The 14687-nt window shown below is 65.4% G+C and carries 13 protein-coding genes; 11 read left to right on the top strand and 2 right to left on the bottom strand.

Annotation, left to right across the window (positions count from 1 at the left end; translation table 11 throughout):
• Nucleotides 1-45 precede the first annotated feature (45 nt).
• Complete coding sequence (locus WH367_RS18775; protein ID WP_339537194.1) at nucleotides 46-654, bottom strand: DUF6630 family protein; 609 nt, start codon at nucleotides 652-654, stop codon at nucleotides 46-48.
• Between the two features lie 196 nt (nucleotides 655-850).
• Between WH367_RS18775 and WH367_RS18770 the strand changes: the two genes are divergently transcribed.
• From WH367_RS18770 to mmsB, 5 genes are all read left to right on the top strand, one after another.
• Entirely contained in the window at nucleotides 851-2374 is a 1524-nt protein-coding gene (locus WH367_RS18770) for a CoA-acylating methylmalonate-semialdehyde dehydrogenase (protein ID WP_339537193.1), read from the top strand.
• Between the two features lie 68 nt (nucleotides 2375-2442).
• Nucleotides 2443-2868: a lysozyme inhibitor LprI family protein gene (locus tag WH367_RS18765; RefSeq protein ID WP_339537192.1), complete on the top strand. Its 426-nt coding sequence runs from the start codon at nucleotides 2443-2445 to the stop codon at nucleotides 2866-2868.
• 80 nt (nucleotides 2869-2948) lie between these two features.
• A complete protein-coding gene (locus WH367_RS18760; RefSeq protein WP_339537191.1) occupies nucleotides 2949-4115 on the top strand; it encodes an acyl-CoA dehydrogenase family protein in 1167 nt (388 codons plus the stop codon).
• Between the two features lie 43 nt (nucleotides 4116-4158).
• Nucleotides 4159-4650 carry a TfoX/Sxy family protein gene (locus WH367_RS18755; protein ID WP_339537190.1) on the top strand — a complete coding sequence of 164 codons (492 nt, stop codon included), beginning with the start codon at nucleotides 4159-4161 and terminating at the stop codon, nucleotides 4648-4650.
• Nucleotides 4651-4726: 76 nt separating this feature from the next.
• Entirely contained in the window at nucleotides 4727-5626 is a 900-nt protein-coding gene (gene mmsB, locus WH367_RS18750) for a 3-hydroxyisobutyrate dehydrogenase (protein WP_339537189.1), read from the top strand.
• Between the two features lie 35 nt (nucleotides 5627-5661).
• On the opposite strand, the gene WH367_RS18745 is transcribed toward mmsB, so the two are convergent.
• Nucleotides 5662-6963: a glutamate carboxypeptidase gene (locus WH367_RS18745; protein ID WP_339537188.1), complete on the bottom strand. Its 1302-nt coding sequence runs from the start codon at nucleotides 6961-6963 to the stop codon at nucleotides 5662-5664.
• Between the two features lie 125 nt (nucleotides 6964-7088).
• Between WH367_RS18745 and mnmC the strand changes: the two genes are divergently transcribed.
• The 6 genes from mnmC to WH367_RS18715 all read left to right on the top strand — a co-directional run bounded on the left by mnmC (nucleotide 7089) and on the right by WH367_RS18715 (nucleotide 14658).
• Nucleotides 7089-9101: an FAD-dependent 5-carboxymethylaminomethyl-2-thiouridine(34) oxidoreductase MnmC gene (gene mnmC / locus WH367_RS18740; RefSeq protein ID WP_339537187.1), complete on the top strand. Its 2013-nt coding sequence runs from the start codon at nucleotides 7089-7091 to the stop codon at nucleotides 9099-9101.
• Nucleotides 9102-9438: 337 nt separating this feature from the next.
• Nucleotides 9439-11238, top strand: a complete 1800-nt coding sequence (locus tag WH367_RS18735; protein WP_021025802.1) for a nitrite/sulfite reductase — start codon at nucleotides 9439-9441, stop codon at nucleotides 11236-11238.
• A gap of 18 nt (nucleotides 11239-11256) precedes the next feature.
• Nucleotides 11257-11658: a DUF934 domain-containing protein gene (locus tag WH367_RS18730; RefSeq protein WP_021025803.1), complete on the top strand. Its 402-nt coding sequence runs from the start codon at nucleotides 11257-11259 to the stop codon at nucleotides 11656-11658.
• Nucleotides 11655-12293 carry a phosphoadenosine phosphosulfate reductase domain-containing protein gene (locus WH367_RS18725; RefSeq protein WP_339521247.1) on the top strand — a complete coding sequence of 213 codons (639 nt, stop codon included), beginning with the start codon at nucleotides 11655-11657 and terminating at the stop codon, nucleotides 12291-12293. The genes WH367_RS18730 and WH367_RS18725 overlap by 4 nt, the downstream gene beginning before the upstream one ends.
• A gap of 50 nt (nucleotides 12294-12343) precedes the next feature.
• A complete protein-coding gene (gene cysD / locus WH367_RS18720) occupies nucleotides 12344-13276 on the top strand; it encodes a sulfate adenylyltransferase subunit CysD (protein WP_021025805.1) in 933 nt (310 codons plus the stop codon).
• Entirely contained in the window at nucleotides 13276-14658 is a 1383-nt protein-coding gene (locus WH367_RS18715; protein WP_339537186.1) for a sulfate adenylyltransferase subunit 1, read from the top strand. Before cysD ends, WH367_RS18715 begins: the two co-directional genes overlap by 1 nt.
• The last annotated feature ends 29 nt before the right edge of the window (nucleotides 14659-14687 follow it).

Here is a 14687-nt window from a genome sequence, read left to right as displayed (position 1 = left end):
ACAGCGTCAGCCCAGCCAGGGGCAAAAGGTTATTATGCTGCGCAACTAATAGTGCAAAGCCAGCAACTTGCCGCCTACGCGCGCGGCCAAGGCCTGCAAAGGCGCAACCGCGCTGGCCTCCAGCACCGACAGCGGATAGCTGTCGCTATCGATGTCGAAGCTGACCAGGCTCAGGCCTTGGCTGCGCAGGTAGTCACCCGCCTCCTGCAAGGCCTCGTGGTTCAGCGCTTGGCTGCCCGCCAGCGCCTGCAAGTCCAGCCCCCGCTGCTGCACGGTCTGGAGCTGCTGCAGCGCCCAGATGGCGTCATCCATGTTCAGCTTCCAATCGAGCTCAAAGTTCTGCTTGCGGCGCTGCAGGCCCTCCACCAGCGCCAGCCAGGGCGTCACATGCGCGGGCTCGTCCATGCCCCGGTTGACCCATTCATCGGCAAAGCGATCGAGGTACTGCACTGGCTGCTCGATCGCCTGCCGCAGCTCGCCCCAGAGTTCATCGCTATCGTCCAAGGCCAGCGCCTGGCCGAGGGCCATGCACAAGGCCTGCCATGCGTCCATCGTGGGCTCGGGTGGCTCCGGCGCAAGCACAGACGCGGTGCGTTCATTCTGCACAGGCGCCTTGGCGCCCAGCAGCTGACCAATTCTGTCCAGCCAACCCATGGAAATCTCCCTGCTGCAAGCGATCAACCCAGTATGCACCAGGCCGCCAGCAACCCAGCGGATGTGCAGCGCCGCACAGCCCTGTGCAGCCAACCTCTTGTTTGGGCGAATGCGCACATCTACCATGTGCATAACGGTGCGTTGCCCAGCGGCAACCTGCCGCCTCTCTCTACCCTAGATTCCCAGGAGACAAAACATGAACGCACCGCAATCCACCAGCACCTTGGCGCCGACCGTCAAGCTGTTGATCAACGGCCAGCTGGTCGAATCCAAAACCACGCAATGGCGTGACGTGGTCAACCCTGCCACGCAGCAGGTGTTGGCCCGCGTGCCTTTTGCCACGCCCGAAGAGATCAACGCCGCAGTGGCCAATGCCAAGGAAGCGTTCAAGACCTGGAAGAAGACACCGATTGGCGTGCGCGCCCGCATCTTCCTCAAGCTCCAGCAGCTGATCCGCGAGAACATGAAGGAGCTCGCCGCGATCCTGACGGCCGAGCAAGGCAAGACCCTGCCCGACGCCGAAGGCGATGTCTTCCGGGGCCTGGAAGTGGTCGAGCATGCCGCCAACATCGGCTCGCTGCAACTGGGTGAGCTGGCCAACAATGTGGCCAATGGCGTCGACACCTATACCCTGAACCAGCCGCTGGGCGTGTGCGCTGGCATCACCCCCTTCAACTTCCCGGCGATGATCCCGCTGTGGATGTTCCCGATGGCGATTGCCACGGGCAACACCTTTGTGCTCAAGCCCTCCGAGCAAGACCCGATGGTGACCATGCGCCTGTGCGAGCTGGCCCTGGAAGCGGGCGTGCCCCCGGGTGTGCTCAACGTGATCCACGGCGGCGAAGACGCGGTCAACGCGATCTGCGACCACCCCGATATCAAGGCGATCAGCTTTGTTGGCTCCACCAAGGTCGGCACCCATGTCTACAACCGCGCATCGCTCAACGGCAAGCGCGTGCAATGCATGATGGGCGCGAAGAACCACGCCATCGTGCTGCCTGACTGCAACAAGGAGCAGTCGCTCAACGCGCTCGCTGGTGCCGCCTTTGGCGCTGCTGGCCAGCGCTGCATGGCCTTGTCGGTGGTGGTGCTGGTGGGCGAGGCACAGAAGTGGATCCCCGAGCTGGTCGAAAAGGCCAAGACCCTGAAGGTGTCTGCCGGTACCGAGTCCGGTACCGATGTGGGCCCGGTCGTGTCCTGCCAGGCGCTGTCGCGGGTGGAGAGCCTGATCGAGCGCGGCATTGCCGATGGCGCCAAGCTCGAGCTCGATGGCCGCAAGCCTGCCGTCGCCGGCTTTGAAAAGGGCAACTTTGTCGGCCCAACGGTCTTCTCTGGCGTCAAGCCCGGCATGGCCATCTATGACCAGGAAATCTTTGGCCCGGTGCTCTGCATTGCCGAGGCCGCCGATATCGACGAGGCCATTGCCTTCATCAACGCCAACCCCAATGGCAACGGCACCGCCATCTTCACGCAAAGTGGCGCAGCTGCGCGCAAGTTCCAGGAAGAGATCGATGTCGGCCAGATCGGCATCAATGTGCCGATTCCTGTGCCCGTGCCGCTGTTCTCGTTCACCGGCAGCCGCGCCTCCAAGCTCGGCGACCTGGGCCCCTACGGCAAGCAGGTCGTCATGTTCTACACGCAGACCAAGACGGTGACCGCCCGCTGGTTTGACGACAGCACCATCGCCCATGGGGTGAACACCACCATCAGCCTGAAATAAGCGGACTTGGCGAGCACTGCAGCGGGCCTTTTCCGGGCCGCTGCAGTTTTGCGGCGATGATCTGGGCTATGCCTCATTTCCTTGCATCCCGCCCAGCGCTGCTGGCTCTGTTTTTTGCAGCCTCGGCTGCCCTCGCCCCGCAGACCGCGCTGGCCCAGGCCGGCGCGGCCTGTGTGAGCGGCGGCAATACCGAGCAAACCAATGCCTGCGCGGTGCAGGCCTTTCAGCAAGCCGATACCGACAACAACATCCTGTATGCCGATGTGATGCGCATTCTGTCGGCGCACGAACGCCCTGCGCTGCGCCGCGACCAGAACGACTGGATACGCCAGCGCGCCGCCACCTGCAAGAAGCAGCAGGCCGCGCACGAGGCCCAGCCCGACTGGCCGCGCCGCTACCACGAATGCCTGGTGGCCGAAATCGGCAAGCGCAAGAAGGAGTTGATGGTCTGGCTGCACGAAGGCCCGCCGCCCGAGCTGCTGCAAAAACCATAGCCAGCCGCGTTCACCACAAAACGCTGCTGCCCGGGCCTCCCATGCCCGGCGCAGCACGATAAGAGACAGGAGACAAGCCCATGGATTTCGAGCTATCAGAAGACCAACGCGCCTTTGCCGACACCGCGCGCGCCTTTGCCCAGGCGGAACTCGCCCCGCATGCCGCGCACTGGGATGCCGAAGCCGTCTTTCCCCGCGAAGCGATTGCCAAGGCCGGCGAGCTGGGCTTTTGCGGCCTGTATGCGCCCGAAAATGCCGGCGGCCTGGCGCTGCCCCGGCTCGACGCCACCCTGGTGTTTGAGGAGCTGGCTGCGGTTGACCCCTCCACCACCGCCTTCATCACGATCCACAATATGGCGACCTGGATGCTGGGCACCTGGGCCAGCAATGCGGTGCGCGACGAGTGGGGGCCCTTGCTCGCCAGCGGCCAGAAGCTCGCCAGCTACTGCCTGACCGAGCCCGGTGCCGGGTCCGACGCCGCCTCGCTCAAGACCCGGGCCGAGCTGGTGGGCCATGACTACATCATCAATGGCAGCAAAGCCTTTATCAGCGGGGCCGGCGCCACCGACATGCTGGTGTTGATGGCCCGCACGGGCGATGCGCAATCGGGCGCCTCGGGCATCAGCGCCTTTGCCGTGCCCGCGCACCTGGAAGGCATCAGCTACGGCAAGAAGGAAGAAAAAATGGGCTGGAACAGCCAGCCCACGCGCGTGATCAGCTTTGACAATGTGCGCATCCCCGCCCATCACCTGCTGGGCCGCGAGGGCGAAGGCTTCAAGATTGCGATGAAGGGGCTCGACGGCGGCCGCATCAATATCGCCACCTGCTCAGTAGGCGCAGCCCAGGGCGCCCTCAACCAGGCGCAAAGCTATATGCAGGAACGCAAGCAGTTCGGCAAGCCGATTGCCAGTTTTCAGGCGCTGCAGTTCAAGCTGGCCGACATGGCCACCGAGCTGGTTGCCGCGCGCCAGATGGTGCGCCTGGCCGCCAGCAAGCTCGATGCCGGCGCGCGCGATGCCTCCACCTACTGCGCAATGGCCAAGCGCTTTGCGACGGACGCCGGCTTCAATGTCTGCAACGATGCGCTGCAATTGCACGGCGGCTACGGCTATATTCGTGAGTACCCGCTCGAGCGCCTGATGCGCGACGCCCGGGTGCACCAGATTCTGGAAGGCACCAACGAGATCATGCGGGTCATCATCGCCCGGCGCATGCTCGATGGGGATGCGCCCGAGGCCATCCGCTGAGCAGGCGCTGCCTTGCCCCCTCCTGCCCCATCACCCCCCCACCATGCCCCGCCGTCCTTTGGACCCTGAAACCCTGCGCCTTATCGATGCCGTGCGCCTGGCACTGGCCGAGCAAGCCGTGGGCGTCTCGGTCGAAGAGAAAACCATGTTCGGCTGCCATGTGTTCATGGTCGACGGCAAGATGTGCCTGGGCGTGGAGAACGACGAGCTGCTGGTGCGCATTGCGCCTGAAACCCATGCCCAGGTGGCAGAACTGCCGGGAGTGCGGCCGCTGTCGTCCAAAGGCTTGATGGACGGCTATTTTCTGGTGGGGCCCGCCGCCTATGCCACGCGCGAGGCCTGGCAGCACTGGATCGATGCGGCGCTGGCCTTTAACCCGCGCGCCAAGGCCACACCGAAGAAAAAGCCCAAGTCGGCTACTTCCGATCCATCCGCCAAGCCGCTGAAAAAAGCAAAAACCGCCAAGGCGGCTGGAGATGCGAACCCAACGCCCGCCGCCCGCAAACGCCACAGCGTGTTTGACAGCGATCTTTGAACTCTGACTCCGACGCTGTCTTTCCTTATCCATGCCAACCCACAACCCTGTGCAATAACACTTCAAGGAGACAAATATGGCAACTATCGCATTTATCGGCCTGGGCAATATGGGCGCGCCCATGGCCATCAACCTGGCCAAGGCGGGCCACCAGGTCCGCGCTTTTGACCTGAGCCGCGAGGCGGTGGCCAAGGTGGTGGCCGAAGGCGGCAGCGCCGCGACCAGTGCCCAGGAGGCCGTCGAAGGCGCCGAGGTCATCGTCAGCATGCTACCCGCCAGCCAGCATGTCGAAGGCCTGTTTCTGGGCAACGGCAGCCATGCGGGGCTGCTGCAAGGCATCGCCAAGGGCGCGCTGATCATTGACAGCTCCACCATCGCGGCAGCAACCAGCCAGAAAGTGGCCAAGGCCGCGCAGGCGCTGGGCATTGGCTTTATCGATGCGCCGGTCTCGGGCGGCACCGGCGGCGCGATTGCCGGCACGCTGACCTTTATGGTCGGCGGCAGCGCAGCCGACCTGGAGCGTGCCCGTCCGCTGCTCGAGAAAATGGGCAAGAACATCTTCCACGCCGGCGATGTCGGTGCGGGCCAGACCGCCAAGATCTGCAACAACATGCTGCTGGGTATTTTGATGGTGGGCACCAGCGAGGCTATTGCACTGGGTGTTGCCAATGGCCTGGATCCCAAGGTGCTCAGCGAAATCATGCGCCGCAGCTCGGGCGGCAACTGGGCGCTGGAGGTCTACAACCCCTTCCCCGGCGTGCAGGAGGCCAGCGCCGCCACGCGCGGCTACACCGGCGGCTTTGGCACCGACCTGATGCTCAAGGACCTGGGCCTGGCGCAGGAAAGCGCGATGACGGTGAAGGCCAGCACCCCGCTGGGTGGCATGGCGCGCCAGCTGTATGCGGCGCACAGCATTGCCGGCCATGGCGCGGAGGACTTCTCCAGCGTCATCAAGATGCTGCAGAAAAAGGGCTGAGCCCCAGCCCTGCTCCGGCGGCCGGCGGCCGGCGATCAGCGCGCGGTCGCCGGCTCCGACAGTGCCATCACCATGCGCGCCACCAGGTACAGGCGCGGCGCAATGCAGTCCAGCAGGATGTATTCGCCATACATGTCATGCGCGCCATAGCCGCACACGCCCATGCCCTCGACCACCCCACCCCGGGTGTTGAGGGCGGCAAAAGCGGCATCGGTGCCGCCGCCCAGCGCCACATCGTTCACATGCAGCGGTATGCCCAGCTCATCCTGGTAGATGGCCTTGGCCTGCGCGGCAATGCGGCGTGCCGCATCGCTGGCCTGCATCGGCGGGCGGCGCAGCTCAAAGCTGGCCGTCACCTTGCTGTCAGACAGCAGGCGGTTCTTGATTTTTTCCTGCACCGCATCCTGCAGCGCCTGAAAATCCTGGGCCCGCAGCGCCCGCGCATCGGCCTGGGCCTGCGCATGCGGCGGCACCACATTGCGGGTGGTGCCTGCCTGTGCGATGGTCCAGTTCAGCTTCAGGCCGTTTTCGGGTTGCGACAGGTCGCGCATCTGCAGCAGCTGGTGCGACAGTTCATACAGCGCATTCACCCCCGCCTCGGGCTTGGCCCCGGCATGCGAGGATTTGCCCTGCACATCCAAAAACATGGCGCCAATGCCACTGGTGGCCAGGTGCAGGGTGCCCTGCAGGCCGCCACTCTCGAAAGAGAAAATGGCATCCTGGTCGCGCGCCAATGCGCTGATCAGCCGGCGCGAGCCCGGCGAGCTGATCTCCTCATCGCTGTTGAACAGCACGGTGATCTCGCCAAAGCTGTCATAGCCCAGCTTTTGCAGCATCGCGATGCTGTGCAGCACGAGCGCCACGCCCTGCTTTTCGTCCTCGACACCCAGGCCGTAGACGCGATCGCCCTCAATGCGGAACGGCTGCTTGTCCACATCGCCGCGCTGGTAGACGGTGTCCATATGCGCAATCATCATGATGCGCGACTGCCCCCGGCCCTTGAAGACGGCCTGCACCATGGGGCCGACCTGCTCGGGCGTATCTTCCAGCCGCACCACATCCGTCGCCGGAATGATCTGCACCTCGCCGCCCAGTGCTTTCAAGCGCTCGGCGGCGACCTGGGCGATATAGCTCACGCCGCCATAATCGCGGCTGCCCGATTCGATATGCACCAGGTTTTTCAAGGTGGCCAGCATCGGCGTTTGCTCTGCCTGCGCAGCGGCATAGACGGCGGGCTGGGCTTGGGCGGGTGTTTGGGCATGGCTAGGCAGGGTCCAGGCCAGCGCCAGCCACAGGCAGTGAGAGACTAGAGAACGGGCAGACGGTCGATCAGGCATGGGGCCATGATAGTACGGGTTTGACAACAAATTGTCACAAAACCGCCATCCAGGGAATGCTGCGCCGCGCGCTGGGACTGAACTCCCTACAATCCCCCTTCTTTGAGAAATGATCTTTGCAAGCCATGACTGAGACCGTGCAATGGATGGCCGACGGCACGCCCTACAGCCCCCGCTTTGCTGACCGTTACCACAGCGAAGCCGCCCATGCACTGGCCCAGGCCGAGCAGGTGTTTCTGGCCGGCTGCGGTCTGCCCCAGGCCTGGGCCGGCCAGCCGCAGTGGCGTATTCTGGAGACCGGCTTTGGCTTTGGGCTCAATTTTCTGGTCACCTGGCATGCCTGGCAGCAAGACCCGGCCCGCCCTGCATTGCTGCACTTTGTCTCGACCGAAGCCTTTCCCATCGCAGCGGCTGACCTCTTGGCGCAGGCGCGCAAGTTTTCCCATCTGCTGCCGCTGGCCGAAGAACTCGCCGCCCAATGGTGGGGGCTGCTGCCGGGCGTGCACCGCCTGCGCCTGGCCGGTGGCCGGGTGCTGCTCAGCCTGCTGATTGGTGACAGCCAGGCCATGCTGCGCCAGCAAGAGCTGGTGGCAGACAGCATCTACCTGGACGGCTTCAGCCCCGCGCGCAACCCCGATATGTGGAGCCTGCACAGCTTGAAGGCCGTGGCACGCTGCGCCCGGCGCGGCACCCAGTTGGCGACCTGGACCATCGCCGCCCAGCTGCGCCGCGACTTGGCCCAGTGCGGCTTTGCGGTGCGCAAGGTGCCGGGCGTGCCGCCCAAGCGCGACAACCTGCAGGCCCAATTTGCCCCGCACTGGGAGCCCCGCAAGGCGCAGCTGTGGCCCCTGGGCGCGCAGGCCCTGCCGCCGCGCCTGGCAGGCGGCGGTGGGCAGGCGGCCATCATCGGCGCGGGCATTGCGGGAGCTGCCTGCGCGCGCCAGCTGGCCCTGCGCGGCTGGCAGGTCACCGTGCTCGATGCCGCCAGCCATCCAGCCGCCGGCGCCTCGGCATTGCCCGCCGGCATTTTTGCGCCCCACACCAGCAGCGACGACAGCCCCCTCTCGCGCATCACCCGTGCCGGCCAGCGCTGCAGTCTGCAATGGGCGCAGCAGCTGCTGCAAGCGGGGCTGGACTGGGAGATGACCGGGGTGCTGGAGCGCCGCCAGCTCGCCACGCCGCCCGATGAAAGCGCTGCCCTCAGCGACAGCCCTGCGGCCGCGCCCACGCGCCGCAGCGCCCATGAGCGGCCTCCTGCCTGGAAGGACGCCTTGGCCGCGCCTGCGGCCGACTGGAGTGAAGAGGCCAGCGCCGCCACGCTCGAAGCGCTGGGCTTGCCGGCCGACACCCCCGCGCTTTGGCACCCACGCGGCGGCTGGCTGCGGCCGGCTGCGCTGGTGCAGGCCCTGCTGGACCACCCGGGCATCCGTTTTGTCGGCGATGCACCTGTGCATGCGCTCGATGCGCTGGCAAGCGAAGACGGCCCTCCGCAATGGTCGCTGAGCGATGGCCAAGGCCAGCCATGGGCGCAGGCCGATCTGGTCGTCCTCTGCGCCGGGCCGCAATCGGCCTGCATGCGCATCAACGGCCAGAGCCTGGCCGCTGCCCAGGCGCTGCAAACCATTCGCGGCCAGGTCAGCTGGGGCCGCTATGCCGAAGGCCAGGCGCCCGCTGCCCACCAGCCGGTCAACGGCCATGGCAGCTGGGTGCCCTATTTCCGCATTGGGCAGACGGGAGAAGCAGCCTGGGTCATGGGATCGAGCTTTGAGCGCGGCCAATCCGCGCTGCCGCCGTCGGCCGAGGATGCCGCTGCTGCCCATGCCGGTAATGGGGCCAAGCTGCAAACTCTGCTGCCGGAAGGCCACCGGCCGGATGCGCAGGCCTTTGCGCGCGCCCAGCACTGGGCCCAGCTGCGCTGCGCATCGACCGACCGGCTGCCGCTGGTGGGCCCGCTGCTGCCCGCCCAGGCGCTGCCTGAAGGCCTGGCCAGCCCCTGGGTCGCCACGGCGATGGGGTCGCGCGGGCTCACCTGGGCGCTGCTCTGCGCCGAGCTGCTGGCCGCCCGCCTGCATGCCGAGCCCTTGCCACTGCCCAATCCGCTGGCCCTGGCGCTGGCCAGCGACCGCTACTGCAAATAAGCCAGCGCTTTAGCGCGAGGGGCGGATGCGAATGCCGTCTTCGCCCCGCTCTATCCATGGGATGCCCTGCGGCGCCCCCTATGCCTTTTTAAAGTGAGGGGCGGATGCAGACGCCATCTCCGCTACGCCCTGTCTTTGGGGCGCCCTACAGCGCGCCCATATGCCATTTGCTCACTAGCATTCGCCATTTTCATATAACTCAATGTCATACAGGACTGAGAAAAATGTAGTTTGAGTTTATATGAAATTTTTTTACAGTACATCGCAACAGCCCAGCTCCGCCGCCATTGGGGCAGCGAGCACACCAGGGCTCGGTAGCTGCAACTTCCGCACCACGATGTACCAATACACCCCATTTGATCGCCAGTTTGTCCAGGCCCGAGCAGACCAGTTCCGTGACCAGCTCCAACGCTGGGAAACGGGCCGGCTGAGTGAAGAAGAATTCCGCCCGCTGCGTCTGCAAAACGGCTGGTATGTGCAACGCTACGCACCGATGCTGCGGGTGGCAGTGCCCTATGGCGAGATCAACTCCGCCCAGATCCGCGTGCTGGCCCGCATTGCCCGCGAGTACGACGCGCCCGACGCCCAGCTCTACCAGGATGCGCTCAAGACCCAGGGCGCGATGGGCACCACCTACCTGCCCACGCACTACGCGCATTTCACGACCCGCACCAATGTGCAGTTCAACTGGATTCCGCTGTCCAAGTCCGCCGATGTGATGGACCTCTTGGCCAGCGTCAACCTGCACGGCATCCAGACCAGCGGCAACTGCATCCGCAACACGACGACCGATGCGCTCGCCGGCGTGGCGGTGGATGAGCTGGTGGACCCCCGCCCCTATGCCGAAGTGCTGCGCCAGTGGACCACCCTGCACCCCGAGTTCGCCTTCCTGCCGCGCAAGTTCAAGATTGCGATCAGCGGCTCGCAAGAAGACCGCGCCGCCACCGGCTGGCACGATGTGGGCCTGCACCTGACCAAGAACGAGGCCGGTGAGATCGGCTTCAAGGTGTTTGTCGGCGGCGGCATGGGCCGCACGCCGGTGATCGGCACTCCGATCCGCGAGTTTCTGCCCTGGAACCAGGTGCTCAACTACATTGAAGCTATTGTGCGCGTCTACAACGAGCGCGGCCGCCGTGACAACAAGTACAAGGCGCGCATCAAGATCCTGGTGAAGGCCGAAGGCCAGGTCTATATCGACTCGGTGGAAGAAGAGTTCCGCCAGATCGTCGAGGTCGATGGCGGCCCGCACACCATCCCCCAGGCCGAGTTTGACCGCGTGGCGGCCTGCTTTGTGGCCCCCGACCTGTCGGGCTACCCGCAGGTCAACGCCACCGAGGCCAAGCACCAGCTGACCGAGCAAGGCGTGCGTGAGCCAGCCTTTGGCCGCTGGGTGAGCCGCAATGTGCGCGCCCACCAAAACCCGCAGCTGCGCGCGGTGGTGCTGTCGTTCAAACGCGTCGGCCAGGCGCCGGGCGATGCCTCGGGCGAGCAGCTCGATGCGCTGGCCCAGCTGGTGGACCAGTTCTCCGCCGGCGAAGCCCGTGTGACCCACGACCAGAACGTGGTGCTGCCCTGGGTGCATGTGAGCCAGCTGCATGACCTGTGGCTGCAGGCCAAGGCCCTGGGCCTGGCCAGCACCAATGTGGACCTGCTCACCGACATGATCGCCTGCCCCGGCGGTGACCTCTGCGCCTTGGCCAATGCCCGCAGCCTGCCGATTGCAGCAGCCATTACCGAGCGCTACCAGGACCTGGACGAACTCGACGACATCGGCGACATCGACCTGCATATCAGCGGCTGCATCAACAGCTGCGGCCACCACCACAGCGGCCATATCGGCATCCTGGGCGTCGACAAGGACGGCAAGGAGTGGTACCAGATCACCGTGGGCGGCTCTGACGGCGCCACCTTGTCGGGCGCGCCCCAGGCTGGCAAGGCCATTGGCCCCTCGTTCAGCGCTGCCGAAGTGCCCGGCGTGATCGAAGCCGTGCTGACAGCCTACCGCGATCTGCGGGGCAACGGCGAGCTGTTTATCGACACCGTGCGCCGCGTGGGCCTGGACCCCTTCAAGGAAGCGGGCAAGTCCGCCCGCCTGCCCGAAGCCGCTGACACCGCCGCAGAAACCACCCAAGCCTGAGCATTGAGCAGAACAACGATGAGCATTCCGAACGATTTCCAGATCCTGGCCGCCGGCGACCACCAGCCCGCTGGCGAAGGCGACCGCAGCGTGCTGCTGCTGGCCAACGATGCCGATGCGCTGCAAGTCTCGCTTGATGGCGTGGAGCGCATTGACCTCGACTTTCCGTCTTTCACCGATGGCCGCGCGTTCAGCCAGGCCTACCTGCTGCGCCGCCGCCGTGGCTTCAAGGGCGATATCCGTGCGCTGGGCGATGTACTGATCGACCAGCTGGTGCAGATGCACCGCACCGGCTTCAGCAGCGCGGTGCTCAAGGAAGGCGTGGACGTTGCCGATGCCGCGCGCCAGTTCGAGCGTTTTGCCGGTTTTTACCAAGGCGACGTGGAAGCCAAGCCCCATTTTGACCAGGCCGCCGCATGAGCACGACCACCCTCCCCCCCCAAGAACTGGCCCGCGTGAATGCCGAGCTGGGCAAGGACGCCGCAGCCCTGGTGCGCTGGGCGCTGTCGCTGGGCCAGACCAGCATCGTGACCACCAATTTCCGCCCCTTTGAAGCGGTGATCCTGCACCTGGTGAGCCAGGTCCAGCCCGATGTGCCCGTGGTCTGGATGGACAACGGCTACAACACCGAGGCCACCTACCGCTTTGCCGACGAGGTGACGCGCCAGCTGGGGCTGAACCTGCAGATCTACCTGCCACGCCGCTCGCGCGCCCACCGCGAAGCCATTGAAGGCGCCACGCCCGCGCTGGATGATCCGCGCCACGCCGCCTTTACCGAAGAGGTCAAGCTCGAGCCCTTTGCCCGCGCGCTGCGCGAGACCCAGCCGCGCGTGTGGTTCACCGCGCTGCGCGCCACCGACACGGCCGTGCGTGCCCAGATGGATCCGGTCAGTCTGAACCCCGATGGCCTCATCAAGGTCGCACCCCTGCTGCACTGGTCGTCCAAGGATCTGTACGACTACTGCGAACAACACGGTCTGCCCAACAACTTCGACTATGTGGATCCCACCAAGGGCGAAGACAACCGCGAATGCGGCCTGCACATTGCGCACTGATATCGCCCACTGACCGCATGCAGCCCGCCCGACAAGAAAGTCCATCCGATATGAACGCCCGTGTTGAAACCGATGTGCTCAACCACCTGAGCAACCAGCACCTCGATGCGCTGGAAGAAGAAACCATCTTTATCCTGCGCGAAGTGGCAGCCGCCTTTGAGCGCCCAGCGCTGCTGTTTTCCGGCGGCAAGGATTCGCTGGTGATGCTCAAATGCGCCGAAAAAGCCTTTGGCGCCGGCCGCATCCCCTACCCCTTGCTGATGATCGACACCGGCCACAACTTCCCCGAAGTGACCGATTTCCGCGATCTGCGCGCCAAGGAGCTGGGTGCCGATCTGATCGTGCGCAGCGTCGAGGACTCGATGGCGCGCGGCACCGTGCGCCTGGCCCACCCCGGCGAATCGCGCAATGTGCACCAGTCGGTGACCTTGCTCGAAGCGATCGAGGAGTTCCGCTTTGACGCGCTGATTGGCGGCGCCCGCCGCGACGAGGAAAAGGCCCGCGCCAAGGAACGCATCTTCAGCCACCGCGACAGCTTTGGCCAGTGGCAGCCCAAGGCCCAGCGCCCCGAGCTCTGGACCCTGTTCAACACCCGCCTGGCTCCGGGCGAGCATTTCCGCGTGTTCCCGATCAGCAACTGGACCGAGCTCGATGTCTGGCAGTACATTGCCCGCGAAAACATCGCGCTGCCCAGCCTCTACTACGCCCACCAGCGCGACGTGGTCGAGCGCAAGGGCCTGCTCGTGCCCGTCACGCCGCTCACCCCCGCCCGCGACGGCGAAACCGTCGAGAACCGCACCGTGCGCTTTCGCACCGTCGGCGACATCACCTGCACCTGCCCTGTGAGCAGCGATGCCGCCTCGGCCGACGACATTGTGCTGGAGACCTTGGCTGCCGATGTGAGCGAGCGAGGTGCTACCCGCATGGACGACAAGACCAGCGATGCCTCGATGGAAAAGCGCAAGAAAGACGGATACTTCTGATGACTACCGATACCCTGACTGCCGTGCGCACCCCTGCCCAACACCACCTGCACACCGCATCGGCGCTGCGCTTTATCACCTGCGGCTCGGTCGATGATGGCAAATCCACCTTGATCGGCCGCCTGCTGGTCGACAGCAAATCGGTGCTGCAAGACCAGCTCGCCGGCGTGCAGCGCAGCGGCGAGACCGACCTGGCCCTGCTCACCGATGGCCTGTCCGCCGAGCGCGAGCAAGGCATCACCATCGATGTGGCCTACCGCTACTTCGCCACCGAAACGCGCAAATTCATCATTGGCGATGCGCCCGGCCACGAGCAGTACACCCGCAACATGGTGACCGCTGCATCGAGCGCCGATGCGGCCGTGGTGCTGGTCGATGCCACCAAGCTGGACTGGCAAAACCCCCAGCTCGCGCTGCTGCCCCAAACCCGCCGCCACAGCCTGCTGGCCCATCTGCTGCGTGTGCACTCGCTGGTGTTTGCGGTCAACAAGCTCGATGCGGTGGCCGACCCGGCGCTGGCCTTTGCCAATATCCGCAATGCGCTGGCCGCCTTCGCCCAGGCGGCCGGCATCACCGTGGCAGCCACTATTCCCGTCTCGGCCCTGAAGGGCTGGAACGTGGTGACTGCGCACCCCGACTGGGCCGGCTACCAGGGCCCGAGCCTGCTGCAGCTGCTCGAGACGCTGCCGACCACGCCCGCTGACGCTGGCCAACCGCTGGCGTTTTCGGTGCAGTGGGTGGAGAAGTTCTCCGCCTCGGCCGACACCCACCAGGGCCGCCGCATTTTCTGGGGCCGCGTCGGCACCGGCGATGTGGCGCCCGGCACTGCGGTGCAGATTCTGCCCAGTGGTCAGCGCGCCAGCGTGGCCCAGGTGCTGGACCACACCCGCAAGCCCATCGCACGCGGCGCAGGCCAGAGCGCCGGCATCGTGCTGGACCGCGAGGTCGATGTCTCGCGCGGCGACTGGATCATTGCGGCCCCGGCAGCGGCTGCGACCAATGCCGCCGACGATGACTTTGACACCCCCGCCGAGCAGCCTGCCTGGCCCGCAACGCGCGAGATCACCGCCACCATTGCCTGGATGGACAACGAGCCCCTGCTGGCCGGCCGCGTGTACTGGGCGCTGCATGGCCGCCGCTGGATCAAGGCCAAGGTGCGCAAGGTGCTCAACCGCCTGGATATCAACACCTTGGAGCGCCAGGACGCCGAGCAGCTCGAACCCAATGCCATTGGCCGGGTGGAGATCAGCCTGCAAGAAGCGATTCCGGCAGCAGCCTTTGTGCACTCACGTGAATTGGGCTCGCTGATCCTTGTGGACACGGCCTCCAACAGCACGGCCGCTGCGGTACTGGTGGAGTCAAGCCAGCAGTCCCGCAGTTAAAAACCACGTTATTCGGAGGTCGGCTAGGT

The organism is Comamonas sp. MYb21, from assembly GCF_037479395.1.
Taxonomy (GTDB): Bacteria; Pseudomonadota; Gammaproteobacteria; order Burkholderiales; family Burkholderiaceae_C; genus Comamonas.
The sequence above is the reverse complement of the archived record's forward strand: the minus strand, read 5'-3'. Positions and strand labels throughout refer to the sequence as shown.

Excerpts from the sequence above, each read along its gene's own strand:
- WH367_RS18775 (WP_339537194.1), bottom strand. The coding sequence starts at position 654 with ATGGGTTGGCTGGACAGAATTGGTCAGCTGCTGGGCGCCAAGGCGCCT.
- WH367_RS18770 (WP_339537193.1), top strand. The coding sequence starts at position 851 with ATGAACGCACCGCAATCCACCAGCACCTTGGCGCCGACCGTCAAGCTG.
- WH367_RS18765 (WP_339537192.1), top strand. The coding sequence starts at position 2,443 with ATGCCTCATTTCCTTGCATCCCGCCCAGCGCTGCTGGCTCTGTTTTTT.
- WH367_RS18760 (WP_339537191.1), top strand. The coding sequence starts at position 2,949 with ATGGATTTCGAGCTATCAGAAGACCAACGCGCCTTTGCCGACACCGCG.
- WH367_RS18755 (WP_339537190.1), top strand. The coding sequence starts at position 4,159 with ATGCCCCGCCGTCCTTTGGACCCTGAAACCCTGCGCCTTATCGATGCC.
- mmsB (WP_339537189.1), top strand. The coding sequence starts at position 4,727 with ATGGCAACTATCGCATTTATCGGCCTGGGCAATATGGGCGCGCCCATG.
- WH367_RS18745 (WP_339537188.1), bottom strand. The coding sequence starts at position 6,963 with ATGCCTGATCGACCGTCTGCCCGTTCTCTAGTCTCTCACTGCCTGTGG.
- mnmC (WP_339537187.1), top strand. The coding sequence starts at position 7,089 with ATGACTGAGACCGTGCAATGGATGGCCGACGGCACGCCCTACAGCCCC.
- WH367_RS18735 (WP_021025802.1), top strand. The coding sequence starts at position 9,439 with ATGTACCAATACACCCCATTTGATCGCCAGTTTGTCCAGGCCCGAGCA.
- WH367_RS18730 (WP_021025803.1), top strand. The coding sequence starts at position 11,257 with ATGAGCATTCCGAACGATTTCCAGATCCTGGCCGCCGGCGACCACCAG.
- WH367_RS18725 (WP_339521247.1), top strand. The coding sequence starts at position 11,655 with ATGAGCACGACCACCCTCCCCCCCCAAGAACTGGCCCGCGTGAATGCC.
- cysD (WP_021025805.1), top strand. The coding sequence starts at position 12,344 with ATGAACGCCCGTGTTGAAACCGATGTGCTCAACCACCTGAGCAACCAG.
- WH367_RS18715 (WP_339537186.1), top strand. The coding sequence starts at position 13,276 with ATGACTACCGATACCCTGACTGCCGTGCGCACCCCTGCCCAACACCAC.